The organism is Halosaccharopolyspora lacisalsi, from assembly GCF_014137975.1.
Lineage (GTDB): Bacteria > Actinomycetota > Actinomycetes > Mycobacteriales > Pseudonocardiaceae > Halosaccharopolyspora > Halosaccharopolyspora lacisalsi.
On record NZ_JACGWZ010000005.1, the window covers coordinates 265660 to 290787 of the forward strand.

The 25128-nt window shown below is 69.8% G+C and carries 26 protein-coding genes and 1 pseudogene; 12 read left to right on the plus strand and 15 right to left on the minus strand.

Annotated features, from left to right (window positions below; translation table 11 throughout):
- Positions 1-10 precede the first annotated feature (10 nt).
- A complete protein-coding gene (locus FHX42_RS17920; RefSeq protein ID WP_328796360.1) occupies positions 11-829 on the minus strand; it encodes an SAM-dependent methyltransferase in 819 nt (272 codons plus the stop codon).
- 176 nt (positions 830-1005) lie between these two features.
- Complete coding sequence (locus FHX42_RS17925; RefSeq protein WP_220480520.1) at positions 1006-1902, minus strand: LysR family transcriptional regulator; 897 nt, start codon at positions 1900-1902, stop codon at positions 1006-1008.
- Positions 1903-2041: 139 nt separating this feature from the next.
- Between FHX42_RS17925 and FHX42_RS17930 the strand changes: the two genes are divergently transcribed.
- From FHX42_RS17930 to FHX42_RS17945, 4 genes are all read left to right on the plus strand, one after another.
- Positions 2042-3058, plus strand: a complete 1017-nt coding sequence (locus FHX42_RS17930) for an aldo/keto reductase (RefSeq protein ID WP_182545562.1) — start codon at positions 2042-2044, stop codon at positions 3056-3058.
- Positions 3059-3238: 180 nt separating this feature from the next.
- A complete protein-coding gene (locus FHX42_RS17935) occupies positions 3239-4042 on the plus strand; it encodes a thioesterase family protein (RefSeq protein ID WP_182545563.1) in 804 nt (267 codons plus the stop codon).
- Positions 4043-4158: 116 nt separating this feature from the next.
- Complete coding sequence (locus FHX42_RS17940; protein WP_182545564.1) at positions 4159-4806, plus strand: cyclase family protein; 648 nt, start codon at positions 4159-4161, stop codon at positions 4804-4806.
- A gap of 73 nt (positions 4807-4879) precedes the next feature.
- A complete protein-coding gene (locus FHX42_RS17945) occupies positions 4880-5245 on the plus strand; it encodes a hypothetical protein (RefSeq protein ID WP_182545565.1) in 366 nt (121 codons plus the stop codon).
- A 42-nt stretch (positions 5246-5287) separates the two neighbouring features.
- On the opposite strand, the gene FHX42_RS17950 is transcribed toward FHX42_RS17945, so the two are convergent.
- The 4 genes from FHX42_RS17950 to FHX42_RS17965 all read right to left on the minus strand — a co-directional run bounded on the left by FHX42_RS17950 (position 5288) and on the right by FHX42_RS17965 (position 8427).
- Complete coding sequence (locus FHX42_RS17950; RefSeq protein WP_182545566.1) at positions 5288-6346, minus strand: zinc-dependent alcohol dehydrogenase family protein; 1059 nt, start codon at positions 6344-6346, stop codon at positions 5288-5290.
- 78 nt (positions 6347-6424) lie between these two features.
- Complete coding sequence (locus FHX42_RS17955) at positions 6425-6595, minus strand: hypothetical protein (protein WP_182545567.1); 171 nt, start codon at positions 6593-6595, stop codon at positions 6425-6427.
- Positions 6596-6672: 77 nt separating this feature from the next.
- Positions 6673-7473 carry an alpha/beta fold hydrolase gene (locus tag FHX42_RS17960; protein ID WP_182545568.1) on the minus strand — a complete coding sequence of 267 codons (801 nt, stop codon included), beginning with the start codon at positions 7471-7473 and terminating at the stop codon, positions 6673-6675.
- A 108-nt stretch (positions 7474-7581) separates the two neighbouring features.
- On the minus strand, positions 7582-8427 hold the full coding sequence (locus FHX42_RS17965) for a helix-turn-helix transcriptional regulator (RefSeq protein ID WP_182545569.1): 846 nt from the start codon (positions 8425-8427) through the stop codon (positions 7582-7584).
- A gap of 99 nt (positions 8428-8526) precedes the next feature.
- On the opposite strand from FHX42_RS17965, the gene FHX42_RS17970 reads away from it, so the two are divergent.
- From FHX42_RS17970 to FHX42_RS17985, 4 genes are all read left to right on the plus strand, one after another.
- Positions 8527-10233 carry an AMP-binding protein gene (locus FHX42_RS17970; RefSeq protein WP_182545570.1) on the plus strand — a complete coding sequence of 569 codons (1707 nt, stop codon included), beginning with the start codon at positions 8527-8529 and terminating at the stop codon, positions 10231-10233.
- Positions 10234-10258: 25 nt separating this feature from the next.
- On the plus strand, positions 10259-11062 hold the full coding sequence (locus FHX42_RS17975; protein ID WP_182545571.1) for an enoyl-CoA hydratase/isomerase family protein: 804 nt from the start codon (positions 10259-10261) through the stop codon (positions 11060-11062).
- Between the two features lie 186 nt (positions 11063-11248).
- Positions 11249-11506, plus strand: a complete 258-nt coding sequence (locus FHX42_RS17980) for a hypothetical protein (RefSeq protein WP_182545572.1) — start codon at positions 11249-11251, stop codon at positions 11504-11506.
- A 27-nt stretch (positions 11507-11533) separates the two neighbouring features.
- Complete coding sequence (locus FHX42_RS17985) at positions 11534-12526, plus strand: aldo/keto reductase (protein ID WP_182545573.1); 993 nt, start codon at positions 11534-11536, stop codon at positions 12524-12526.
- Between the two features lie 22 nt (positions 12527-12548).
- Here FHX42_RS17985 and FHX42_RS17990 read toward each other — a convergent pair whose 3' ends face one another.
- Entirely contained in the window at positions 12549-13724 is a 1176-nt protein-coding gene (locus tag FHX42_RS17990) for an alcohol dehydrogenase catalytic domain-containing protein (RefSeq protein ID WP_182545574.1), read from the minus strand.
- A 137-nt stretch (positions 13725-13861) separates the two neighbouring features.
- Between FHX42_RS17990 and FHX42_RS17995 the strand changes: the two genes are divergently transcribed.
- Positions 13862-14782 carry a haloalkane dehalogenase gene (locus tag FHX42_RS17995; protein WP_182545575.1) on the plus strand — a complete coding sequence of 307 codons (921 nt, stop codon included), beginning with the start codon at positions 13862-13864 and terminating at the stop codon, positions 14780-14782.
- A gap of 27 nt (positions 14783-14809) precedes the next feature.
- On the opposite strand, the gene FHX42_RS18000 is transcribed toward FHX42_RS17995, so the two are convergent.
- Together FHX42_RS18000 and FHX42_RS18005 are read right to left on the minus strand one after the other, a co-directional pair.
- Positions 14810-15487: an acetate uptake transporter family protein gene (locus tag FHX42_RS18000; RefSeq protein ID WP_182545576.1), complete on the minus strand. Its 678-nt coding sequence runs from the start codon at positions 15485-15487 to the stop codon at positions 14810-14812.
- Positions 15488-15771: 284 nt separating this feature from the next.
- Positions 15772-18486: a glycoside hydrolase family 3 protein gene (locus FHX42_RS18005; RefSeq protein WP_328796365.1), complete on the minus strand. Its 2715-nt coding sequence runs from the start codon at positions 18484-18486 to the stop codon at positions 15772-15774.
- Between the two features lie 588 nt (positions 18487-19074).
- Here FHX42_RS18005 and FHX42_RS18010 point away from each other — a divergent pair.
- Entirely contained in the window at positions 19075-19770 is a 696-nt protein-coding gene (locus FHX42_RS18010) for a GH12 family glycosyl hydrolase domain-containing protein (protein WP_182545577.1), read from the plus strand.
- Positions 19771-19832: 62 nt separating this feature from the next.
- Here the strand turns inward: FHX42_RS18010 and FHX42_RS27465 are convergent, their stop codons facing one another.
- The 3 genes and pseudogenes from FHX42_RS27465 to FHX42_RS27135 all read right to left on the minus strand — a co-directional run bounded on the left by FHX42_RS27465 (position 19833) and on the right by FHX42_RS27135 (position 21287).
- Complete coding sequence (locus FHX42_RS27465) at positions 19833-20327, minus strand: fumarylacetoacetate hydrolase family protein (protein WP_328796413.1); 495 nt, start codon at positions 20325-20327, stop codon at positions 19833-19835.
- A gap of 85 nt (positions 20328-20412) precedes the next feature.
- Positions 20413-20919, minus strand: a pseudogene (locus tag FHX42_RS27470) (amidohydrolase family protein); the annotation flags it as partial.
- A gap of 47 nt (positions 20920-20966) precedes the next feature.
- Positions 20967-21287, minus strand: coding sequence for an amidohydrolase family protein (locus tag FHX42_RS27135; protein ID WP_182545773.1), 321 nt, complete (start codon positions 21285-21287; stop codon positions 20967-20969).
- A 30-nt stretch (positions 21288-21317) separates the two neighbouring features.
- Between FHX42_RS27135 and FHX42_RS27140 the strand changes: the two genes are divergently transcribed.
- Together FHX42_RS27140 and FHX42_RS18025 are read left to right on the plus strand one after the other, a co-directional pair.
- Positions 21318-21446 carry a hypothetical protein gene (locus FHX42_RS27140; protein WP_268898407.1) on the plus strand — a complete coding sequence of 43 codons (129 nt, stop codon included), beginning with the start codon at positions 21318-21320 and terminating at the stop codon, positions 21444-21446.
- A 105-nt stretch (positions 21447-21551) separates the two neighbouring features.
- Positions 21552-22232, plus strand: a complete 681-nt coding sequence (locus tag FHX42_RS18025; protein WP_328796368.1) for a LysR substrate-binding domain-containing protein — start codon at positions 21552-21554, stop codon at positions 22230-22232.
- Between the two features lie 75 nt (positions 22233-22307).
- On the opposite strand, the gene FHX42_RS18030 is transcribed toward FHX42_RS18025, so the two are convergent.
- The 3 genes from FHX42_RS18030 to FHX42_RS18040 form a co-directional block, all read right to left on the minus strand.
- Positions 22308-22820, minus strand: coding sequence for a DinB family protein (locus FHX42_RS18030; RefSeq protein ID WP_182545578.1), 513 nt, complete (start codon positions 22818-22820; stop codon positions 22308-22310).
- Between the two features lie 160 nt (positions 22821-22980).
- A complete protein-coding gene (locus FHX42_RS18035; RefSeq protein WP_182545579.1) occupies positions 22981-23430 on the minus strand; it encodes a nuclear transport factor 2 family protein in 450 nt (149 codons plus the stop codon).
- A 153-nt stretch (positions 23431-23583) separates the two neighbouring features.
- Positions 23584-25125: an FAD-dependent oxidoreductase gene (locus tag FHX42_RS18040; protein WP_182545580.1), complete on the minus strand. Its 1542-nt coding sequence runs from the start codon at positions 25123-25125 to the stop codon at positions 23584-23586.
- Between the last annotated feature and the right edge of the window lie 3 nt (positions 25126-25128).

The window sequence follows — 25128 nt, forward strand, 5'->3', positions numbered from 1 at the left end:
CGCGGCGCCGTCAGGCGGGGCGTCGTGGGAGGATGCCGACTCCGGCGTAGCCGTTGGACCGGAGCGCTTCGTCGTCGCTGATCGGTTCGGTGGGGCGCCACTGGGCGCTGGGCACGATGCCGGGTTCCATGAGCTCGTAGCCGGAGAAGATCTCGGCGACCTCCTGCCGGGTGCGCCAGTGCACGTGCGGGGTGGAGGTCTGGGCCATGACGGACTCGATGCCGGCCTTTTCCTCGGCGGTCATCCGCAGGACCGCGCCGTTGGAGATGACCAGGGCGCTGCCGGGGGAGCAGGCGTCGCGGTAGGTGCTCATGATCCCGAGGGCGTCGGCGTTGTCGATGATGTCCAGGATCGCCACGGTCAGCACCGCCACCGGCCGGGTGAAGTCCAGCAGTCCGGCCACGCCGGACGCGTTCAGCACGGAGTGCGGCTGCCGCAGGTCGGCCTGGGTGACCGTGACGCGCGGGTCGTCGCCGATCAGGTGGCGGGCGTGATGGACGGCGACGGACTCGATGTCGACGTAGGCGATCCGGGCGTCGGGATTGTGCTGGTGGGCGATTTCGTGGACGTTGCCCACGGTCGGTACGCCGGATCCCAGGTCGAGGAACTGGTCGATGCCCATCTCGGTCAGGGTGGTCACGGCGCGGCCGAGGAACGCGCGGTTGATCCGGGACCAGGCGAGGTTGCCGGGGTAGACCCGGAGGAACTCCTCGGCGGCGTCGCGGTCGACGGCGAAGTTGGCCGCGCCGCCGAGGAAGTAGTCGTACATCCGGGCGATGTTCGGGGTGGTGAGATCCACCTCGGAGGGGTCCGGCTGTGGCTCGTTCACGATGCGCCCCTTTCCTGGAGATCACGTCCGATGTCGCAGTCTGTCACTCGGCGGCCCGGCGAGAAACCGCTGCGGTCGAGTCTAGGAGCACCCGGCTTCGACCGTGGGGGACCTCGCGAAGGCGCACCGAGGTCGGGGCCACCTGTGCCACACCTCGGACGGCACCGTGTCGTCGGTCACTCCCGGGTCAGCGTGTCCAGCAGGAGGTGGCGGAACTCCGTGACGAGGGGGCGCAGGTCGACGTGGTGCCAGGCGCCCCACAGCCGTACCGAGGAGGTGTACCAGGGCAGGTCGCGCAGGACGACTTCGGCGGGGGTGCCGCGCAGCATGCTTCGCTGGATCAGTGCCATGCCCAGTCCCGAGGCGACCAGGCCGAGCGCGGCGAGCGGCTCCGGGGCCGTCATGCGGATGTCCGGCGTGAAACCGGCCTCGACGCAGGAGGTCAGCAGGTCCCCCGAGGTGTCGGAGGAGCCCGTGTCACCGACCCGGATCCAGGCTTGTCCGTCCAGGTCGTCCGGGGTGATCTCGTCCGGCCGGGCCAGGGGGTGCTGTGCCGGCAGGGCGAGGACGAGGGGGTCGTGCAGCACGAGCGTGCTGTTCAGGACGGGGTCGTCGGCGGCGGGAGGGGCGTCCACCAGGGCGAGGTCCAGGCTCCGCTGTCGGAGTCCTTCGAGCTGCTCGGTCGCCGACAGGTTGTACAGCGCGACGTGCACCTCGGACCGGTCCTGGCGCAGTTCGCGGAGAGCCCGGGGCAGCACGTCCGCGTGCAGGGCATGAGCCACGTAGCCCAGGCACAGACCACCGGCCTCGCCGCGTCCGAGGCGCTGGCCCAGTGACTCCAGGCGCTCGGCGTGCTGCAACAGCGCCCGCGCCTCGGTGCGGAAGACCCGGCCGTCGGCGGTCAGCCGGATCCGCTGCTGGCTGCGCTCGAACAGGGTCAGCCCCAGGTGCTTTTCCAGTTCGGCGATCCGGCGGCTCAGCGGTGACTGGGAGATGTGCAGCTGCTCGGCCGCTTGCCCGACGTGCTCGGTCTCGGCGACCGTGACGAAGTAGCGCAGCTGGCGCAGATCCAACAATTCAGACCCTCACGGACTTAACTGTCGCTTAGTGTGTCTTGGACAAGCATACTAAGGCTCCCTAGCGTCGGTGGTGGAGAACGCCCGGGGAACACGTCCCCGGGCACGCCAACACCGACGTCGACAAGGAGCACGTGTGAGCATCCGGTCGCTGGTACCCGGTGGAGTTCTCGGATTCGGTGCGGCACCCGTGGGCAACATGTTCCGCGCCGTCTCCGACGAGGACGCCGCCGCGACCGTCGAGGCCGCCTGGAACAACGGGATCCGGTACTACGACACCGCGCCGGTCTACGGCGCCGGCCTGTCGGAGATCCGCCTCGGCCGGGAACTGGCCCGGCACGAGCGTTCCGAGTACGTGGTCAGCACCAAGGTCGGACGCGTCGTCGAGGAACAGCTCGAGGAACCGGCCGAGCGCGATCCGGGTGAGAAGGGCGGTCTGTTCGCGCACGGCCGCAAGAACAGGGTGCGCGACGACTACACCTACGACGGCACCATGCGCGCGGTCGAGGACAGCCTGCAGCGGTTGCGGATCGATCGGATCGACATCGCGTGGGTGCACGACGTCTCGCCGGACTTCCACGGCGACGACTGGATCGACGCCTTCGCCACGGCCCGCACCGGAGCGTTCCGCGCTCTGACGCGGTTGCGGGAGGAGAACGTCATCGGTGGTTGGGGACTGGGGGTGAACACCGTCGAGCCGTGCGAGCTGACCCTGGGACTGGACGAACCGCGTCCGGACGCCTTCCTGCTGGCCGGGCGCTACACGTTGTTCGACCACGCGCACGCTCTCCAGCGGCTGCTGCCGAGCTGCCTGGAGCGCGACGTCGACCTCGTGGTGGGCGGCCCGTTCAACTCCGGCGTCCTGGCCGGTGGGCAGCACTTCGAGTACCAGCGGGCCTCTCCCGAGGTCCTGGACCGGGTGGAGCACCTGCGCCGCGTCGCCGAGAAGCACGAGGTGGATCTGAGGTCCGCCGCGCTGCGGTTCTCGTTGGCGCACCCGGCCGTGGCGGCCACGATCCCGGGCATGTCCCGCCCCGAGCGCGTCGCCGAGAACCTCGACTTGCTGAAGGCGCCGATTCCCGAGGAGTTCTGGCGAACGCTGCGCGAGGAGAACCTGGTGGCCCCGCAAGCCCCGCTTCCCGGCGGAGCCTGAGCGCGAGCACCACGTCGATCCCGGGCCGGCCGCGCGCTCCCGTCGGCCCGGGATCCTTCTCGCCGGAGCGGGGCCTTCCGGGTGCTCGGGTGCTCCTGGGGCGGGCACCGTCCGCTGCGTCCTCCTCGCCAATACCCTGGAGCCCCAGATCATCGCGCTGATCCAGGAAGAGGACCTCCGTTGACCAACGCATCCGAGCGCAGGCCCGGTTACTTCGAGCGACTCGGCACGCACCGCTTTCGGCCGACCGCCCACGCCGTCGGGGCGTGGCGCGGCGACGAACAGCACTTCAGCCCGCTGGGCGGCCTCATCGTCCACGCGATCGAGCGCGTGCGTGCGAGCGAGCAGCGTCCCGACATGATGATCAGCCGCATCAGCTGCGACATCCTGGGTCGCATCGCCCTCGACGAGTTCGACGTCCACGTGGAGACGCTCCGGGCGGGCCGCACCATCGAACTGGTGGAAGCCACCGTGGTCATCTCTCAGCGGCCCGTGGTCAGGGCCCGCGTGTGGCTTCTGGCGGCACAGGACACCAGCACCGTCGCCGGTGGCGACCCCGACCCGTTGCAGCACCCCGAGTCGTTGCAGCCCTGGAACATGAGCTCCCTGTGGCCCGGCGGGTACATCGCCTCCCTGGACGTCCGGCCCGTCGGGCCGCCCCAGCCCGGACGTACCGCGGCGTGGGTGTCGACCCCCGTCGAACTCGTGGCCGGCGAGTCGGCGAGTCCCCTGGCCTCCTACGTCGCGCTCGTCGACACGGCCAACGGCATCGCCGTGCGGCAGGAACCGACCAAGTGGATGTTTCCCAACGTCGACCTGTCGGTCCACCTCCACCGCCTGCCGGAGGGCCGGTGGACCGGACTCGACACCAGCGTCGTCTTCGGCAGCCACGGCCAGGGCGTCACCAGCACCGTCCTGCACGACACCCGGGGGGCACTCGGCCAGGCGGAGCAGATCCTCACCGTCCGCCCCCTGGAGTCGTAGAAGTCCCGTCCGCGGCGGGGAGTCCTCCGGAGTCCTTCGAGGGGTGATCAGTCGCTTCCTCGGTCCCGTTTCGAAAACACGGTTGTCAGGTGAACCGCGTCTGCGATGATCGACTCATGCGCCTGGTGGACCTGAGCCATGTCATCGACGACGGAATGGTCACGTACCCGGGGCTGCCGGGCCCGGAGATCTCGGCCCATCTCGGCTTCGACGAGTCGCACGAGCACTACTCGGCCGGCACGGAGTTCGCGATCGGACGGATCGACATGGTGGCCAACACCGGCACCTACCTGGACACTCCCGCGCACCGCTTCCGCGCCGGGCACGATCTGCACCAGTTGCCCCTGGACCGCTGCGCGATGCTGCCCGCCCTCGTCGTCGAGGGCGGTGGCGCGATCGGTGCCGAGGAGTTCGACGGGGTCACCGTCGAGGGCTGCGCCGTCCTGCTGCGCACCGGCTGGGACCGGCACTGGGGCACGGCCCGGTACGGCGAGTCCGACCACCCGCACCTGACCGGAGCCGGGGCCCGGAGCCTGGTCGCCGGTGGAGCCGCGCTCGTCGGCATCGACGCGGTCAACATCGACGACACCAGCACCGGCGAACGACCCGCGCACACGGTCCTGCTGGAGGCCGGGACCCCGGTCGTGGAGCATCTGACCGGATTGGACGCGTTGCCCGCCACCGGAGCCCACTTCACGGCGGTGCCGCCGCGCATCCGGGGACTCGCCACCTTCCCCGTGCGGGCCTTCGCGGCCGTCCCGTGACCGGTCGTTGCAGGTCGGGAAAGCCGGAGCTCGATGATCACTGCGGAGCGGACGGAGGCGCTAAACTCCCGACATGCCGGTATCCGCGTCCACCCGCGAGCGCAGCAGGGTCTTCCTGGACGAGGACGGCGAGATCCGGTACCTCTTTCCCGCCGAGGTGTGGCCGAGCGCGAAGCCGAGCGTTCTCGTCGTCGTGAGCCGCGAGGCGATCACCGTGCTGTCCACGGGACTCTGGAGCCGTCGGAAACCGAAGTCGGTGCTGGCGAGGCTGCCGCGCGAGACCGTGCTGGGGCCGGTGGACACCCACCTGACACCGTCTTTCACCGTAGAGGGGATCGACTACGAGCTGGACGAGGAGTACGTCGCCGTCGTCCACGCCGCGGACGCGGAGATCACGCGCTCGGGCGGGATACCCCCGGACCCCTTTCCGGACGTGTGACCCGATCTGCGGATCGCCCCTCGGTCACCGAGGACGCCGCCGTCACCGTACGGAGCGGCCGACGTCGACCACGGTGATGCCGCTGTGGGAGGAAACCGGCTCGTTCATAGCCACCAGGGCGGCGGGAACGTCCTCGAGCCCGATGCGCCGGCCGATGAGCCGCTCGAGGTCGAGTCCGGAACCGGTGACGAGTCGGAGCATGTCCGGGTATTCGTGGGCCTGGAGGCCGTGGGTGCCGACGATGTGCAGTTCCCGGTCGATCACGAGGTGCATGGGAACGGGGGCCGGCCCCTGCGCCGGGGGCATCAACCCGAGCTGGACGTGGGTACCACGGGTGCGCAGCGAGGAGACCGACGCGGCGCAGGTGGTGGGGTGGCCGACGCAGTCCAGGGACAAGTGCGCGCCGCCACCGGTGATCTCGTGGACGGCCTCGGCCGTGTCGGGGGTGTCGCTGCTGTTGACCGTGACCGTCGCCCCCAGGTCGGCGGCGTGGTCGAGCGCTTCGGGGGAGAGGTCGATGGCGACGACTTTCGCTCCGGCCGCGGCGGCGAGCATGACCGCCGAGATCCCGGCACCGCCGCATCCGTGCACCGCGACCCACTGCCCCGCCCGCACCTGTCCCTGGCGAAGCAGCGCGCGGAAGGCCGTGGCGAACCGGCATCCCAGCGCGGCCGCGGTCGCCGAGTCGAGGTGATCGGGGAGAGCGACGAGATTGCTGCCGGCCCGCTCGACGGCCACTCTCTCGGCGAAGGAACCCCAGTGGGTGGCGCCCGGCTGGAACTGGCGCTCGCAGACGTGCTGATGACCCGCGGCGCACTGCTGGCACACCCCGCACGCGCACACGAACGGCACCGTGACCCGATCGCCGGGGCTCCAGCCGTGAACCCGGGGACCCACCGCCGAGACCCGGCCCGCGAGTTCGTGCCCGGCCACGTGCGGCAGGGCGACGCCGGGATCGTGCCCCTGCCAGATGTGCCAGTCGCTGCGGCACACCCCGGTGGCCTCGACCGCGATCACCACCCCGTCCGCCGCCGGTACCGGGTCGGGCACGGTGCGCAGCTGCGGTGGTGTCCCGAACTCGTCGATCACGACAGCACGCATCCCGGTTTCCCTCCGACGTCGGCGTCACGGCACCGGAAGCCTAACCGCCGGACCACCGGCGACGGCGTGCTCGGTGGGTCAGGACCCCAGCAGCCGGGCGAGGAACGAGCCGATGCGGCTCACCCTGCGGGCTCGGAGGTTTCCGACGACACCGTGGACCTCCCACTGCTGGCCGCATTCGGGGCAGTGCCACAGGCCCATGTCGGACATGTCGGGAACGCACGGGTGCCCACGTCGTCCGCGTCTCATGCGCGCACCTTCCACCGGGCCGCTTTCTCGTCAGAGTAGCCGGGGAGTCCGTCGATGTCGCGGTCCCTCCGCTCCCCTCACCATCCGCCCTCGGCCAGTGCGGCGGACAGCCGCGGGGCGACCAGGTCCGTCGTCGCCAAGGCGCTGATGTGGTCCTGGTCGTCGAGCTCGATGACCTCGAAACCGAGGGTGCGCAGTTCGTCGGCGTGCTCGGCGACGCGACGGGCGATGGCGGCGCCTCCGGTGTAGTCGTACATGCGGCACTCCGGCTCGCAGTCCCGGCTGCCGTACCAGAGGATCTTAGGCCCGGCCAGCGCCGCCAGGGCCGCACGGTCGTCGCGCTCGTCCCACTCGCGGTAGAGCAGCCGGTCGACGTGGTGGCCGTCAGCCTTGGCCTGTTCCCCGGTGAGTAGGAACGCGCTGCGGGCGCCCTCCACGCAGCCGAGCCAGTACGCGCAGTCCGCGAGCAGTGGGAAGCCGCCGACCATCAGGCCCTTCGCGCGGTCGGTGAACGGGACGAGGAAGCCGGCCATCGCCGCCATCCCGGAGTACCCGGCCAGGACGAAGTCGTCGACGTCGGCCGCGTTCGCGACGGTGTGCAGGTCGGAGATCTCCGTGTCGGTCGGGTAGCGGGTGCAGGACGCGGCGTCCCACGGGCCGCCAGCCCGGTCCTCGGGGCCGGCGGCGACGTCGTTCTCCGACTCCATCAGCCCCACGAGGCGGCGCGGTTTGTAGCGGACGACGCGGTACCGGTCCGACAGCGCGGCGGCCAACGTCGCGAACTCGCCGCGCAACCGGGCGGGGAAGACGAGCGCCGGCCCGTCCCCCGTGGTCTCGTGCCACAGCTTGAATCCATCGTCAGCAGTGGTAATCGGCACTCCGCCCCTCCCGTGATCGATATGTCGGGGAGCAGGCTACCGACGGCCAGTTGTTGCTCGTACGAGGTTTCCACCCCCCACCGCGAAGCAGGCCACTGCGCGAGACCCTCAGGGCAGCAATCCCGCTTTCCGGGCGGCAGCGACGGCTTCGGTCCTGTTGCGACAGTCCAGTTTGATCATGGCGCTGCGGAGGTAGCTCTTCACGGTTTCGGGAAGCAGCCCCAAGCTCGTCGCCGCGTCGGCGTTGGTGCAGCCGAGCGCCACGCATGCCAGGACGTCGAGCTCGCGCGGCGAGAGGGTGACGGAGCCGGTGCGGTTCGGCCGCTCCAGTGAGGTTCCGAGGTGCTCGGCGACTCCCCGCACGCGCTCGCGCACCTCCGGCTGCGTCGTTTGCTGCGCGATCACGCGCAGCTGCGCATAAGCTTCCCGAACCTGCTCCCGCTCGGTGCCGGAGAGCTCGGATCGGGGTTGGTCGCTGTGCAACTGCGCCACCCGGTGCTCGACCTCGTCGCGGACGACGAGCTCCTGCTCGAGCTCGCGAGCGACGGCGGTGCCCTGGTCGAGCACGCGTTCCGCCACGGGCGCGGCGTGGCGAAGACCCGCGTAGAGGACCGCGCGGACCGTCCCGCGAACGATGACGGGGACCGAGATGAGGGACTGCAACCGCTCGGCGGCCACCGCGGAGTCGTACTCGTGGGTGATGACCGGCGTGTTCGGGTAGTCCGGCACGGCGATAGGCTGCGCGACTGTGACCACCTTGCCGCCCAGTCCCGTGCCGGGGCGCACGCTCAGTCCTTGCAGCGATGTCGTCCGGGCCCCCACCAGGTCGCTGAGCAGCAGGTGATGAGTCGGCAGCACCGGACCGCCGAAGGCCATGGGCAGTGCGGTGGTGCGCGCCAGGTCCCGCAGCGCGGTCCGGATCCTGGCTCGCTCGTCCGGCACGGTAGTCGTCATCGCCCGCCTCCCCTCGGCACTCACCCCCGAAAGAGGGTAGTGGCTTGTGTCACTGAATGCGCATCATATCGGCCGCGACGCACCACATGAGGAGGTACGGTGACGACTCCGACCGCCACGACGGCATTCCGCTCCGCCCGTGACTACCTGCTTGCCCAGCGCGAGAACTACGAGGAGGCAAGGCGCGGGTTCGAGTGGCCGGAACTCGGTGCGTTCAACTGGGCGCTGGACTGGTTCGACGAGATCGCGCGCGACAACGACCGGCCGGCCCTGTGGATCGTCGAGGAGACGGGCGAGGAGCAGCGCGTCTCCTTCGCGGAGATGTCCCGGCGTTCCAACCGGGTCGCCAACTGGTTGCGGGACCGCGGTGTTCGCCGGGGCGACCGGCTCGTGCTCATGCTCGGCAACCAGCTCGAGCTGTGGGAGACGATGCTGGCCGCCATGAAGCTCGGCGCGATCGTGATCCCGGCGACCACCCAGCTCGCCCCGGCCGACCTGCGCGACCGGATCGATCGCGGACGGGCCAGGCACGTGGTCGTCGGCGCGAGCGAGACGCACAAGTTCGACGAGGTCGCCGGCGACTACACGCGCATCGCGGTCGGCGATCCGGTCGAGGGGTGGTGGAACTACCACGACTCCGAGGGGAGCTCCTCCCACTTCGAGCCCGACGGTCGGACGGGGGCCGACGACACCTTCCTGCTCTACTTCACCTCCGGCACCACCGCCAAGGCGAAGCTGGTCGAGCACACTCACGCGTCCTACCCGGTGGGCCACCTCTCCACGATGTTCTGGATCGGGTTGGAGCCCGGCGACGTCCACCTCAACATCTCCTCGCCGGGGTGGGCCAAGCACGCCTGGAGCAACATCTTCGCGCCCTGGAACGCCGAGGCGTGCGTGTTCATCCACAACTACGCTCGCTTCGACGCGAAGCGGCTGATGGCCGAGATGCAGCGGTGCGGGGTCACGAGCTTCTGCGCCCCGCCCACCGTGTGGCGCATGCTCATCCAGTCCGACCTCTCCGGGCTCGACACTCCTCCGTCCAAGGCACTGGGAGCGGGCGAACCACTCAACCCCGAGATCATCGACCAGGTGCGCAAGGCGTGGGGCGTGACCATCAGGGACGGATTCGGGCAGACCGAGACCACCGTGCAGATCGCGAATCCCCCCGGCCACGCCCTCAAACCCGGTTCGATGGGCAAGCCCATGCCGGGGTACCGGGTGCGGCTCATCGACACCACGACGGGGCAACCGGGCGACGAGGGGGAGATCTGCCTGGACCTCGACCCGCGGCCGCTCGGGCTGATGAGCGGATACCACGACGACGAGCAGCGCACCGCCGAGGTCATGCGCGACGGGTACTACCACACCGGCGACGTCGGCTTCCGCGATTCCGACGGCTACATCACCTACGTCGGGCGCTCCGACGACCTGTTCAAGGCCTCCGACTACCGCATCTCGCCCTTCGAGCTGGAGAGCGTGCTGCTCGAGCACGACGCCGTCGCCGAAGCGGCCGTCGTCCCCTCACCCGACTCGCTGCGCTTGGCCGTGCCCAAGGCTTACGTCGTGACGGCCGCGGGGCACGCGCCCGATGCCGATACGGCCCGGTCCATCCTGGGTTTCGCCCGCGAGCACCTCGCCCCCTACAAGCGGATCCGGCGACTCGAGTTCTCCGAGCTCCCCAAGACCATCTCCGGCAAGATCCGCCGAGTCGAACTCCGCGGTCAGGAGACCGAGAAGCATCCCGACGACGACGCCAAACCGGCCGGTGAGTACAGCGACGCCGACTTTCCCGGACTGCGCGGCTGAGCCCGACCACGGGAGGAACGACACCATGACCTCCGAACTCGTGTCGTGCACCGTCGACGACGGCATCGCCGTCGTGACGTTGAACGATCCGCCGATGAACCTGACGACGCGCGAGCTCACCCGGCAGCTCCACGGTGTGGTCAGTCGTCTCGCCGCCGACGACGAGGTCCGCGTGGTGGTGGTGACCGGTGCCGGTGACACGGCGTTCAACGCGGGGTCGGACATCAAGGAGTTTCCCGCGTTGATCGACGCCGGTGACGTCGTGGAGCGGAAGACGGCGTTCGAGAACGAGACGTTCGGGTTGCTGGCCGCGCTCGACAAACCCACCATCGCCGCCCTGAACGGTCTCGCCTACGGGGGCGGGCTCGAACTGGCGGTGTGCTGCGACGTGATCGTGGCCGATGCGGGCGTCACGGTGTCGTTGCCGGAGGTGAAGCTGGGTGTGATCCCCTCCTCCGGTGGGCCGGTGCGCGTGGCGCGGCGCATCGGCCCGGCTCGCACCAAGGGGATGATGTTCTTCGGCGATCCGGTCTCCGTGGAGACGGCCTCGGAGTGGGGACTGGTCAACCGGGTGGTCGCCCGTGGCGAGGCGCTGTCCACGGCGCGGGAGATGGCACGGCGGCTGACTCGTTTACCGGCCACGGCGCTGGGCCTGTGCAAGCAGGCGGTGGAGTACGCCGCCGATCACGACGAGCAGGAGTCGATCCGAGCCCTGCTCGCCCTGTCCGAGCGGGCGTTCGCCACCGAGGACGCGCGTGAAGGAGTGCGGGCCTTCCTCGCCAAGGACACGCCGCGCTTCACCCACGACCGCGCTCGTTCGGAAGAGTGAGGTCGCGGCCCCGCTCCTGCCCGGTAGCGCGCGCTTCCTGTGCTAACCGTTCATCCTGCAGCTCATCGGACGACGGTGCGTACGTGCTCGGCGTGCCGTCACCTCATCGGGTGGTCGAGGATTAGACGCGGTTGCGACGGGCAATGACTCCGGTGTTGGCAGTGCGGCGAGCAATGGAGAGTGCTGATGTTGGGTAAGCTGTCCGATGCCGGTGTGACCTCGGAGATGATGTTCACCGCCGGCTTCGCCTCGATCGGAGCGAGCTTCGTGTCCTGGATGGTTTCCGCGAAGGGCAAGAAGGAGGCGCTGGACCGGTCGGACAGGTGGGGGATCTTCATCGGCGAGTGGGCGCCGACCTTCTTCGCGCTCGGCGTGGGGCTCCGCCTGGAGGAGGACGGTCGCCGCGGTGGTGTGGCGAAGCTGGCGAGCAGGATGACCGGCTGAGGTCGCGTAGCGCGAGGAGTCTTCCGGATGGAACAGCGTCGTTTGGGAGGTCAGGGCCTCGTGGTCCCCTCCCAGGGGCTGGGGTGCATGGGCATGAGCTTCGCCTACGGGCGGAGTGACGACGCGGAATCGAGCGCGACGATCCGTCGCGCGCTCGACCTGGGCGTGACCTTCCTGGACACGGCGGACGTGTACGGCCCCGGTACCAACGAGGAGCTCGTGGGGGCCGCGATTCGCGGTCGCCGGGACGAGGTCGTGCTGGCGACCAAGTTCGGCAACGAGATCGACAACGACGGTCAGCGGGCCGGGCGGGTCAACGGGCAGCCCGACTACGTCCGCCGCTCGATCGACGCCTCGCTGCGTCGCCTCGGGGTCGACCACGTCGACCTGTACTACCAGCACCGGGTGGACCCCGAGGTGCCGATCGAGGACACCTGGGGTGCGCTGGCCGAGCAGGTCCAGGCGGGCAAGGTCCGCTTCCTGGGGCTCTCCGAGGCGTCCGGGGAGTCGATCCGCAAGGCCCACGCCACGCACCCGGTCTCGGCGCTGCAGACCGAGTACTCCCTGTTCAGCCGGGAGCCGGAGGAGACCGGTCTGCTGGAGACGGTTCGGGAGCTGGGCATCGGGTTCGTCGCGTACTCCCCGCTGGGACGCGGTTTCCTGTCCGGCAGGATCCGCAGCGTCGACGACCTGCCCGCCGACGACTGGCGGCGCACCGCTCCGCGTTTTCGGGGCGAGAACTTCGACCGCAATCTCCAGGTGGTCGACCGGGTCCGTGAACTCGCCGCGTCCAAGGGCGTCACGAGCTCCCAGCTCGCCCTGGCCTGGGTGCTGGCGCAGGGTGCCGATGTCGTACCGATCCCGGGCACCAAGCGGCGCGGATACCTGGAGGAGAACGTCGTCGCTTCGGAGGTCACGTTCACCGAGCGGGACCTCGCCTCGATCGACGAGGTCGCACCGCGCGGTGTCGCGGCCGGCCCGCGCTACGACGAACAGGGCATGCGCACCGTGGACGTCTGAACCGGCGGGCCGGCTCGCCGGCTCAGGTCATGCCCTCCAGCGCGACCTTGACCCAGCCGGGCTGCTGCTCGTCGAACACCCGGTAGGCCTCGATCGCGTCGGTCACCGGCTCCTGGCGGGTGACGACGTTCGACGGGTCGATCACGCCGGAGGCGACCATGTCGAGCAGCTCGGGGATCAGCGGGCGGTGGTTGCAGTTGCCCAGGTGCACGGTCAGGTTGCGGTTCATCGCCGAGCCGATCGGCCACGCGTCGAAGCCGGCCGGGTAGACGCCGATCACGCCGATGGTGCCGGCCTTGGCGACACCGCTGACGGCCCACCGGGCGGCCTGCGACGGGAGGGTGCCGTAGTGCCAGGTGGGAGCTTCACCCCCGGCCGCGGCGCGCTGCTCGGACTCGCTGGTCTCGCTCTCCGGCCCCGGGTAGGCGTCGACGCCTACCGCGTCGATCACCCGGTCCGGCCCCACGCCGTTGGTCAGTTCCCGCATGGTCTCCACCGGGTCCTCGCGGGAGAAGTCGATGGGGTCGGCGTGCTGGCGCCGCGCCGTCTCCAGCCGGTCGGGCACCTGGTCGACGGCCAGCACCCGCCCGGCGCCGAGCTTGAACGCCGAGGTGATCGCGAGCTGACCCACCGGCCCGCACCCGAACACCGCCACCGTGTCTCCCCGGGTGACCTCGGCGAGCTTCGCGCCGAACCAGCCGGTGGGCAGCACGTCCGAACAGATGATCGCCTGCTCGTCGATGACCTGATCGGGGATGGGCACGAGGTTGGCGCCGGCCCACGGTACCCGGACGTAGCCGGCCTGCATCCCGTCGAAGGGGCCGGCGGGTTCCGGACCGCCGAAGATGGCGGTTCCGCCGAGGTGCCCGTGCGGATTGGCCCGGTCGCACTGGGCGCTGTAGCCGGCGCGGCAGTACGTGCAGGCTCCGCAGCAGAGCGTCGAGGGCACCACGACCCGGTCACCGGGGCGGAAGTTGCGGACGTCGTCGCCGACCTCCTCGACGACTCCGACGCCTTCGTGGCCGAGGATCGTGCCGTCGACCATGCCCGGGAACGTCCCGCGGATCATGTGCAGGTCGGTGCCGCAGATCGCGCTCATCGTCAGGCGCACGATCGCGTCACCGCGGTCCCGGATTCCGGGGTCGGCGACGTTGTCGAGCGAGATCTTGCCCCGATCGTGCCACACTACGGCTTTCATGCTCGGCTCCTCTTCTCGCGTTGACGGGCTCTGTCCCCGACTACCCGTCGGAGGAGCTCGGCAATCGAGGAGTCGATGCCCCGGTGGGAACTCGGCCGTGATGGACTCCCGCAGGTGGCGGCTAGTAGCGTCCGATCATGCGTGTTTTGCGAACGCCCGATGAGTACTTCGCCGGGCTCGTCGACTTCGAGTACCAGCCGCGGTACGCCGAGGTCGGCGACCAGGACGGCGGCACCCTGCGCATGGCCTACGTGGCCGAGGGCCCCGAGGACGGGCCGGTGGTGCTGCTGTTGCACGGAGAACCGAGCTGGTCGTTCCTCTACCGCGAGGTCATTCCGGTGCTGGTCGGTGCGGGACTCCGCGTCGTGGCCCCCGACCTGGTCGGGTTCGGGCGCTCCGACAAACCCTCCGAGATCGACGATCACAGTTACGCCCGCCACGTCGAGTGGGTGCGACAGCTGGTCTTCGACGAACTGGATCTGCAGCGCGTCACGGTGGTGGGCCAGGACTGGGGTGGACTGATCGGGCTGCGTCTGCTCGCCGAGCATCAGCACCGCTTCGCCGGAGCGGTGGCCGCCAACACCGGGGTGCCGACCGGTGACCACGACATGCCCGAGGTGTGGTGGCGGTTCCGGCGGACCGTCGAGAGTGCCGAGACCCTGGATGTCGGGCGGCTCGTGCACGGTGGCTGCCGGAATCCGTTGTCCTCCGCGACTCGTGCCGCCTACGACGCGCCGTTTCCCGGTGAGGAGTACAAGGCCGGTCCGCGGGCCATGCCCGCGCTGGTGCCGACTCGTCCCGACGACCCGGCCACCGCGGCCAACCGGGCAGCGTGGGAGGTGCTGGAACGCAGCGAGCTCCCCTTCCTCACGGCCTTCAGCGACAGCGATCCGATCACCGCCGCGATGGGGCCCGTGCTGCGTGGCAGCATCCCCGGTGCCGCGGGGATCGAGCACCCCACCGTCACCGACGCGGGCCACTTCCTCCAGGAGGACGCCGGTACCCGGCTCGGCCGGATCATGGCGGAGTTCGTCCACAGTCACCGGAGCGCTTCCTGACCCGCGGTCGGGGAGCGGGGCCTCCGCTCAGAGCTGTTGGCGGACACCGGGTTCCTGCGGCAGGCGTCGGAACTGGTCGGCCAGTTCGGAGTCGAGTGCCCGCCGGGCCGAGCCGCCGCGGAAGACCGGCAGGACCGTGCGCTGCCGGACGTCCTCGATCAGGAAGGCGGTGCCCGCGTACAGCGACAGTACGAACAGGAGGAGCGCGGCCACCCCGCCGGCCACGCCCACCGCGTACGGGGCTCCCAGCTGGAGGGCGGCCGCCAGTCCGGCCCGGATCGCCGACACCGACAGCACGAGTGCGATCAGGCGTTTGCCCAGGCTCGCCGCGATCGCCAGCGGGATCAGCGTGATCGCGAACGCCGCCAGGAACAGGCCGACCGCGAAGCTGGTTCGCTCGTCGGGGAAGACGACGTGGAACAGGCCCAGCGCCACCCAGGACGTGGCGAACAGGCCCAGCGCGCCCGCGGCACCGGTGTCCCTGGCCAGGAATGCCAGGATCGCGGCCAACAGCTCCAGCGGGAAGACGAAGGCGGCCATCAGGATGCCGGCCACCCGGACATCCGGACCGTGTATCCACTGGAAGGCGATCCCGGCGAGCAGCACCATGCCGATGCCGAAGGAGAAGAAGCCCAGCGGGAGCGGGTTGCCGTAGGGACGAAGAGCGATGCGACCGGGCGACTGCTGCGGGGACGTGGAGGCCATGTCGCGGGATTACCCGGCTGTGCGTGGCTCGAAGCACGGGAGCACCTTCCCGTGCCCGGAGTTCCCGGTTTCGCGCGAAACCGGGAAACCACCCAACGTGGGTGAACGGTGACTTCTTCGGTCGTCGTGCCGCCGGTTCGCGGTGCGGCGTCCCCGGGCGACCACGAGTCGGTAGCGACGACGGAGTCGTTCCGGAGGCGTTGGTCCAGTGTCGACGGAAGCTCCCCCGGGCGTGATCGGACCGCGGTGACGAGCCGTCCGGACGACGGCGACCGCCCGGTCGCTCACCGCTCGATCCGGAAGGTGGCGAGGCTGGCCGGTCCCTCGAACACCAGGCAGACGTCCCGCCTGCCGTGCGCACCCGCCAGCGCCGACCGCACCGCGACGTAGCTGTGCTCGTCACCGGTGTCGGGCACGGTGAGCGCACCCAGCTCCCGTCCCGACGGGTCGCCGAGCCGGACCCCGATCCGGGACGAGCCGGCGGAGTCCTTGGCCACCAGCGCGGTGATCCCGCCCGTGCCGGCCCGGAGGTCGGCGTCGCGGAACCGGATCCAGCCGCCGCCCTCTCCGGCGGTGACCGCCGTACCGCTCTCCTTGCTCCGGTCGGTCAGCGTGATGTCCGAGTAGTCGTCGAAGGTCTCCGCGGCCGTCTCCCGGGACAGGTCCCTCGGCGGGATGGATTCGCCGAGTACCCGCAGCGTGCGCCGCTGCCGGATGTCGGCGCTGGAGGCACCGACGAGGAGGTCGTGCGTCGCCGCTTCGACCACCCACCGGCTGCGGGTGACGTCCCAGTGCGCGAGGTCGGCGGCGTGGAGCGTGAAGGTGACGGACTTGGTCTCACCGGGCTCCAACCGCACTCGCCGGAAGGCCCGCAACCGCCGGTGGGGTTGCGGGTCGCGGGACTGCCGCTGGTGGGTGTAGAGCTGGACCACCTCGTCCCCGGCCCGGTCGCCGGTGTTGCGGACCCGCGCGCTCACCCGTACTTCGTCGTGGTCGGTCACCACGGGTTTGCTCAGACTCATGTCGGTGTGGTCGAACCCGGTGTAGGACAGCCCGTGCCCGAACGGGTACAGCGGTGCCCCGGTGAAGTACTGGTAGGTCCGGCGCGCCTTGATGATGTCGTACTCGAGGATGCTCGGCAGGTCCTCGGCCGAGCGGTACCAGGTCTGCGTGAGTCGTCCGGCCGGGTTCGCCGCACCGAAGAGCACGTCGGCCAGCGCGTTGCCGGTTTCCGCTCCCGCGTGCGTGGTCCACACGATCGCGGGCACGTTGTCCTGCGCCCACGTGATCGTGGCCGGGTAGCTGTTCTCCAGCACCAGCACGGTGTTGCTGTTGGCCCGAAGCACCCGTTCGAGCAGCGCCTGTTGTGACGGAGCCAGACTCATGCTGTGCCGGTCGTCGGCCTCGCGGCCGTTGATGAGCGGCATGCTGCCCGCCACGACCACCACGACATCGGCCGCCCCGGCCACTTCGCTCGCCTCGTCGCTGCCGCTGCGCACCACCTCGCGGGTGAACGTGGTGGCCGAGTCCGGAGAGGAGGCGGCGACGGTCAGTCGCCCGTCGCTTTCGACCACCACGTACGTCCTGTCGCCGAACCACTCCTGCCGGGCGTCGTTGCCCGCGTACTCCAGCACGTGGCCCCCGCCGTGGGCGACCAGCTTGAACTGCTGTTGCACGTTCCAGCCGTTGGGCTGTTCGGCGTCGTTGACCAGCGCGCGGTCCGAGCCGCAGGAGACGACCTTGCCGTTGGACACGGCGCGCAGCGTCACGATGTCCTCGCCCCAGCCGAAGACGTCGAACCGCGTCCGGTCACCGGTGGCGGAGGTGACCGCCAGTGGCGCCGCATCCGGCGTGGCCGTGACGTGGCGGCCGTCCGGTGCCTTGAGCGCGATTCGGTCCACGCCCTCGCTCGAAGTCACCGTGGCGTTCGCGCCGAGCTTGGCCGTGATGCCGCGCAGCGGTGTCACCTCGTAGGGCAGTGCCCCGGAGTACCAGTCGGTGTAGAGCGTGTCGGAGAGCTGGCCGATGACGGCGACCCGGCGATTCCGGTCGCGCTCCAACGGCAGGGTGCCGTGGTCGTTCTTCAGCAGCACGATCGCCTGCGTCGCGGTCTCCCTGGCCAGCGCGCGATGGTCGGGGCTGTCCACGGCCTCCTTGCCGATCCGCCCGTACGGACCGCCGTTCGGGTCGAACTCGCCGAGGCGGAACCGCACGCTGAGGACGTGGCGCACCGCTTCGTCCACGTCCGACTCGGCGAGCAGGCCCTCGGCGAGCGCGGTGTTGATCGCGGTGATCGTCTCGCCGGAGTCGGTGTCGTCGACGGTGAAGCTGTCCAGTCCGGCCTTGAGGATCGCCGCGTCGGCTTCCGGCTGGGTCGCGTGGTAATGCTGGCTGTTCGTGAGGTTGTTCGGGCCACCGGCGTCGGTGACGTGGAACAGCGTTCGTGTCGCCCAGGAGCGCAGCAGCTCGTCGAAGTCGTGGTGGACGGTCATCGGTCTGCCGTTGACCAGGTTGTACGACGACATCGCACCGGTGACCGCATCGGCCGACAGGGCGGGCTTGAACGCCGCGTCGTCGTACTCGTGCTTGACGCGGGGCGGCAGCATCGTCGACGTGGTGGTGCGGTGGCTCTCGTTGTTGTAGCCCACGTAGTGCTTGACCACGGGCGCGGCACGCAGGTGATCGAGGTCCTCGCCCTGGATGCCCCGCCCGTATGCGGTGGAGATCGCACCGGTGAGGTGCGGGTCCTCGGAGTAGCCCTCCTCGTTGCGGCCCCACCTCGGGTCGCGCAGCAGGTTCACCACCGGTGTCCACAGTTGCAGACTCCAGAGGGCGGGGTTCTCCGAGTGGAAGCCGCGCGCCTCGGTACCGACGGCCCCGCCGACGCGCTCGACCAGTTCGGGATTCCACGTGCTGGCCAGGCCGAGTGCCTGCGGAAACACCGTGGCCGTCGCGGTGACCACCGCACCGCCGTCGGTCTTGTCGGTGGTCCACGCCACGCCGTGCAGTGCTTCGGTTCCGGTCTTGAACTCGGCGAGGCCGACCGGGGGACGGCCGGCTGGTACTGGTGCAGTAAGGCGACCTTCTCGTCGAGAGTGAGTCTGCGCAGCAGGTCCTCGACCCGTACGTCCACCGGGAGCGCGGAATCACCGAAGGCGGCGGCTTCGGCCGTGGCGAACCGGGACGGCGTCGGCGCCAGTGCCGGAGCGACCGCGGCACCGGCGGCCAGGGAGAGCAAGCGGCGACGGGAAAACGAATTCGACGGTACGGAACGCATGGACGCAAACCACCTCCGAAAGTGTCGAAAATTCGTCGAAACGCTTCGACACTCATTCGACTGCTCCGCTCCCACGAGGAGCACGATGAGCGAGACCCTGGCATCGTTCCACTGTCGGAGTCAATGATTTTTCCTCGAACGGACGCACTCGTGGAACATCGGTGTCGGGATCCTTGTGTTCGTCGCCGAGCCGTCCTAACGTCGATCGATCGGAAGTGTCGATGCGCTTCGATTCACCGAGTTTTCCCGGTCCGGTCGAAAGCGATCGACCGCGATCGGGTGAACGAGAAGAGATCGGAAGGTGAGTGACGTGCGATTACCGACTCGCTGGGCGACAGTGCTGCTGACCTTACTCGTGGCGCTCGGCTTGAGCGCCACCGCGGCCAACGCGGCCGTGTGGTCGTCCTCGGACAAGTGGGCCACCTGGTCCGACGGTGGATACACGGTGCGCAACAACATCTGGGACAGTGGTGCCGGACCGCAGACGATCTGGGCGAACTCCTACGGCAACTGGGGCGTCTCGGCCGATCACCCCGACACCGGTGGAGTCAAGGCCTATCCGCACTCGGGAAGGATCATCGACAAGAGGCTCAGCGAGCTGAACAGTCTGAAGAGCAGTTTCGACGTCAGCGTGCCCGCGGACGGATCCTATGCCACCGCCTACGACATCTGGTGCGACGACTACGGTTACGAGATCATGCTGTGGGCGAACCAGAACGGTCCGGTCGGCCCCATCGGTTCCCAGCGGGCCACCGTCTCCGTCGGTGGCCACAGTTGGGACGTGTACAAGGGATCGAACGGGTCGAACGCGGTGTTCTCCTTCGTCCGGAACGGGGACGCGAATGCCGGAACCGTGGACATCAAGGCGGTGCTGAACTGGATCGCCGATCGTGGTTGGTTCAGTGACGACGTGTCGGTGCAGGACGTTCAGTTCGGATTCGAGATCACCTCATCCAGCGGGGGGCTCGAGTTCGTCAGCAACAGTTATTCGGTGACCTCGAGCTGAGGTGAATTTCGGAAGTGGTGTGCGCCCGGCCGGACCCGGGGGTCACGGCCGGGCGCACCGTTTCACGCCCGCGACCGGCACCGGGCGCGAGGTAGCGGAGCCGGGCCAGTGCCGGTGACGACGGTGTTGGAAACGGTGCCGATGCCCTGCGCGGTGAGGGTGACGGTGTCGCCGGGTCTCAGCGGTGGCGGGTCCTGGCGTCCGCGCTCGCCCCACAGTTCGGCCAGGCGGCCGCCGTTGCCGCAAGTTCCGGAGCCGAGCACGTCACCGGGACGGATCCGGGTGCCTCGTGAGGCGTAGGCGGCCATCTCCTCGAACGTCCAGCTCATGCTGGACAGCAGGTCCGTGCCGACGGTTTCCCCGTTGAGCTCGGCGGTGAGCTCCAGGCGCAGGAAGCCGTCGGTGTCGCGGTGCGGTTCCAGTTCGTCGGCGCTGACCAGGAAAGGGCCGAGGGTGCCCGCGGTGTCCTTGCCCTTGCAGGGACCGAGACCCACCTGCATCTCGGTGGACTGCAGGTCGCGGGCGGACCAGTCGTTGAAGATCGCGTAGCCGACGATGTGCTCGCGTGCTCGCTCGGGTGTGAGGTCCTCGCCCTCGCGCGCCCACGACGGCGGCCACCTCGAGTTCGAAGTCCAGGGCGTCCGAGCCGGGCGGCACGGGCACCTCGTCGTGGGGGCCGATGACCGAGTGCGGGTTCGTGAAGTAGAAGGTCGGGGCGGCGTACCAGGCGTCCGGCACCCCGGCCGTGCCGTCGACGCTGCGGCGCACGCCCTCGACGTGCTCCTCGAAGGTCAGGAAGTCCCGGATCGTCGTGGGGTCGAGGGGCGGCAGCAGGCGTACTCGGGACGTGTGGAGTCCGTCCGGAGCCTCCGCGGCGGCTCCGGCCTCCAGCAACGCGTCGAGTCCGCCACCGGAGCGGATCAGTTCCCGGAGCACGCCCGGGTCGTGGACCAGCGAGTCGAACCGGAGGCGTCGCAGGTAGCTGCTGGGCGGATGCGCGCAGTGCGCGCGGGCGTCGGTGCGGGTCCACCAGGCGTGGTCGGAGCGGCCGATGTGGGTGGGCAGATAGCCGCCACCGTGCGCGGCGACGACCTTCAGCTCCGGGTGGCGGTCCAGAACACCGGAGAAGATCAGGTGGGAGAGCGCCACCGCGTTCTCGGTGGGCTGACCGACCGTGTTGGACAGGTACTACTGGTTCAGCCGCTCGTCGAGGTGCAACCGAAGGGATGGAGGAACAGGATCGCCCCGGTTTCCTCGGCGCGCGCCCAGAACGGTTCGTAGGCCGGATCGGACAGCTCGCGGCCCGGTGCGTGGCTGGAGAGCTCCACTCCGAGCAGGCCGAGGTCGAGGGCGTGCTCCAGCAACCGGACCGTCGACTCGGGGTGTTGCAGCGGGACCAGCCCGAGCCCGCGGAGCCGTTCGGGCGCCGACGCGCAGTGCGAGGCGGTGGACTCGTTGGCCAGCCGGTGCGCTCGCACCGCGAGCTGCTCGTCGGCCCAGTAGTGGTAGTGCTGCATGCGTCGTATTCGTGGGATGGATGATTATCGGTGAACCTGGACGCACTCGACCTCAACCTGGTGCCGGTCCTGCGAGCGCTGCTGGGGGAGCGCAACGTCACCAGAGCGGGCAGCAGGGTCGGGCTGAGCCAGCCCGCGACCAGTGCCGCGCTGGCGTGACTGCGCCGCCCCTCCGACGACGACCTGCTGTCCCGGTCGGGCAACAACTACCGCCTGACCCCGCTGGGCGCGACCCTGCTGGACCGGGTCGCTTCGGCCCACGACGTGCTGGAGCGGTTGTTCGACACGCACAACCTCTTCGACCCCGCCACGGCCGACACCGAGTTCACCTTCACCACCTCGGACTACGCGCTGACGGTCTTCGGTGAACCCCTCTCCCGCGCGGTCCACGCCGAAGCCCCCGGCGTGCGGCTGCGCTTCCACCAGATCACCGTGCCCGCCGTGGACGACATCGGAGCCACCCTCGCCGGCACCGACGGGCTGTTCATGCCGCACGGATACCTCGCCGGCTACCCTTCGGTCGACCTCTACGAGGACCGCTGGTCGTGCATGGTCGCCGCGGACAACGCCGGAGTCGATGAGCACCTCACCCGAGAGCATCTCGCCCGGCTGCCCTGGGTGGTGCTGCACCACCGGCCCACCGACTACGCGCCCGCCCTGCGGCAACTGACCATCCTGGGCGTCGAGCCCCACGTCGACGTCGTCGTGGAGAACTTCCAGTCCATGCCGTTCCTCGTGGCGGGCACCGACCGGATCGCGCTCATCCAGGAACGCCTCGCACGCAAGATCGCGCCCGCCGCCGAGGTCCGGCTGCTGGAATGCCCGTTCGAGGTCGTACCGGTCAAGGAGGCGATGCGGTGGCACCCCACCCACCGCCAGGACGCACGTCACCAGTGGCTGCGGGACATCGTCGCGCGGGTGGGCGATCAGGTCACGGCTCATTAGCGGCGCGCGGAAGGCACGGTGCCGAGCCGTACCGCCGCTCTCGTCGCGCACCGGCCGGACCGAGGGACGAGAGCATCACACGCCGGTCGCGCCGTCGATGCGTTCGCGGATGAGGTCGGCGTGACCGTTGTGGCGGGCGTATTCGCCGATCATGTGCAGGTGGATCCACCGCAGGGTGACTTCGCCGCCCATGAACGGACTGGTTCGTTCCGGATCCAGACCGGCGCAGTTGGCCCGGGCGCGGGTGACCTCGTTCTCCCAGGTCGCTTGGGCGTCCTCGAACGTGATGTCGGCGGAGAGGTCGAACCCGCCGTCGCGATCGTGGGGATCGGCCTGCGGGTCGTGGATCGGTGGGGCTTGCTCACCCGTCAGCACGCGACGGAACCAGTTCCGCTCGACTTCGGCCATGTGCTGGACGAGACCGAGCAAGGTCAGCGGTGAAGGTGGCGCGGAGGTGCTGCGGAGCTGCTCGTTCGTGAGCCCTTCGCACTTCACGAGCAGCGTGGCCCGTTGGAAGTCGAGCCAGCCCTCCAGCGTGGTGCGCTCATCGGCCTTGAGCGGTGGCGTCGTGCGATCGGTGGTCGTCATGAGCGTAGATCATGCCATCGGGTTCGACGCGATCTCGCCGTGGCGCCCCTGGGCACGGATCGGCGCGGTCGGTCGGCGGGCCACCGCCCGTGAACGGACCGGTTCGTTCCGGACCCGGACCGGTGCGGTCGGGCGCGAAAGGCCTCCTCGCTCGCGCTCGTCACCGTAGCGGGAGTTCGGCGTCCTGCTCCTGCTGAGCGCGGGGACCGAAGACGCGCCGCTCCGTTTCGGTGATGGGGATGTCGTTGATGCTGGATTCCCGTCGGCTCATCAGCCCGTCGGGGGCGAACTCCCACAGTTCGTTGCCGTAACTGCGCCACCACTGTCCTGCCGCGTCGTGGCACTCGTACTGGTAGCGCACCGCGATCCGGTTGTCGCGGAAGGCCCACAGCTCCTTGCGCAGGGCGTAGTCCTGCTCGCGGCTCCACTTTTGGCGCAGGAACTCCACGATCTCCTCGCGGCCGGTGAGGAACCGGTCGCGGTTGCGCCACACGGAGTCCTTTGTGTAGGCCAGCGCGACCCGCTCGGGATCGCAGGTGTTCCAGGCGTCCTCGGCGGCCTGGACCTTGTCGCGCGCGGACTGTTCGTCGAACGGCGGTCGTGGTGTCACGGTTCGCTCCTCGTCGGTGGTCCCGTGGCGAGAACGATCGTTCTCGGTGTGTCGACCATCGTAGAGAACGATCGCTCTCGATCGCGGCCCACGGGCTGCCGGCGTGGACGAGGTCCGCGTCGTTCCGGCTGTCACACCGCCACGACGACGCGTTCACCGGCGGGAGGCGCGTTTCGAGCGTCGCCGGAGGCGGCGCGAGGCCAGCGTGGCGAAGGCCTTGTAGTTGCGACGTGGCCGGGGAAGTCGACCCGCGATGGCGTCGTCGAGCAAGGAGCCGACGGTTTCCCGAGCGCAGACCTTGTTGGTGCCGATACCTCCCGAGGGGCCACGCTTGATCCAGCCCACGACGTAGGTCCCCGGGCGTTCGTTCACACGTCCGCCCGTGTGGGGGATGGTCCCGGACTCCTCGTCGAAGGGCAGACCGTGGAGCCGAGTCCCGCGATAACCGACCGCCCGGATCATCCGACCGGCTCTGATCTCCACGTCGTCGGTGCTTCCGGTGACCCGGAGTCCGCGGACCTCCGTGTCGCCGACGAGTTCGACGGGCGCGGAGTGGAAGCGGAGCACGACGCGACGGTGTCCGTGCTCCGGTGGCACGGACCAGTCGACGGCCTCGCGCGGGAGGCCCTGAAGCAGCCCGGCCTTGTCGTCGGGATCCGCCGCGTCGATGGTGTGCCCGATTCGCGGGTCGTGGGAGTCCACCGTCAGCTCGACGCCCTCCAGCTGCGTGATCCCGAGCAGCTCGGGGCGGGTGTAGGCGGCCGTCTCGGGGCCGCGACGTCCGAGGAGCACCACCTCGCGGACCTTGCTCGACCGGAGCTTGGCGAGAACCGCGGGGGCGATCGTGGTGTCCTCCAGCGTGCTCGGGTCCGTGGTCAGGATCCGGGCCGCGTCGAGGGCGACGTTGCCGGTGCCGACGACGACCACCCGCTCGGCCGAGAGATCGATCGCGTCGGCCGAGACGTCCGGGTGGTCGTTGTACCAGGCCACCACCGTCGTCGCCGCGACGCTGCCGGTCAGGTCCTCGCCGCGGATGTCGAGCCGACGCGCGGACGAGGCCCCCACAGCGTAGATCACGGCGTCGTGGTGCGCGGTCAGTTCGTCGATGGTGACGTCTTTTCCGACCTCGAGGCCCAGGTGCATCTTGAGCCGGGGGTGGGTGTGGAAGCGGGCGAACGTCTCGCTGATCTGCTTCGTCGAGAGGTGATCGGGTGCGACGCCGTACCGCACGAGTCCGCCGGCCTCCGGCAGCCGGTCGATCAGGGTGACCCGTGCGTTCGTGTTCAGCAGCAGGTCCTCCACGGCGTACATCCCCGCGGGGCCGGTCCCCACGACCGCGATGTCGAGCGGCGCGAAGTCGCTGGGGATGCTGCGGTCGAAGACCGGCTGGCTCCAGCTGTGGAAGTTCGGCCCCGGGGCGGGTTCGTTCGACGGCTGCGGCTGGTCCGCGTAGTAGTCGGCGTTGACCTGGGCGTAGGCCTGGAGCGGCCCGGTCAGGTTCTCCACCGGGAAGATCGCGCCGACCGGGCACGCGTCCGCGCAGGCACCGCAGTCGATGCACGTCTGCGGATCGACGTAGAGCATCTCGGTCGTGCCGAAGTCCGGTTCGTCGGGCCTCGGGTGGATGCAGTTGACCGGGCAGACCGACACGCACGAGGCGTCGCTGCAGCAGGTTTGGGTGATCGCGTACGCCATGGG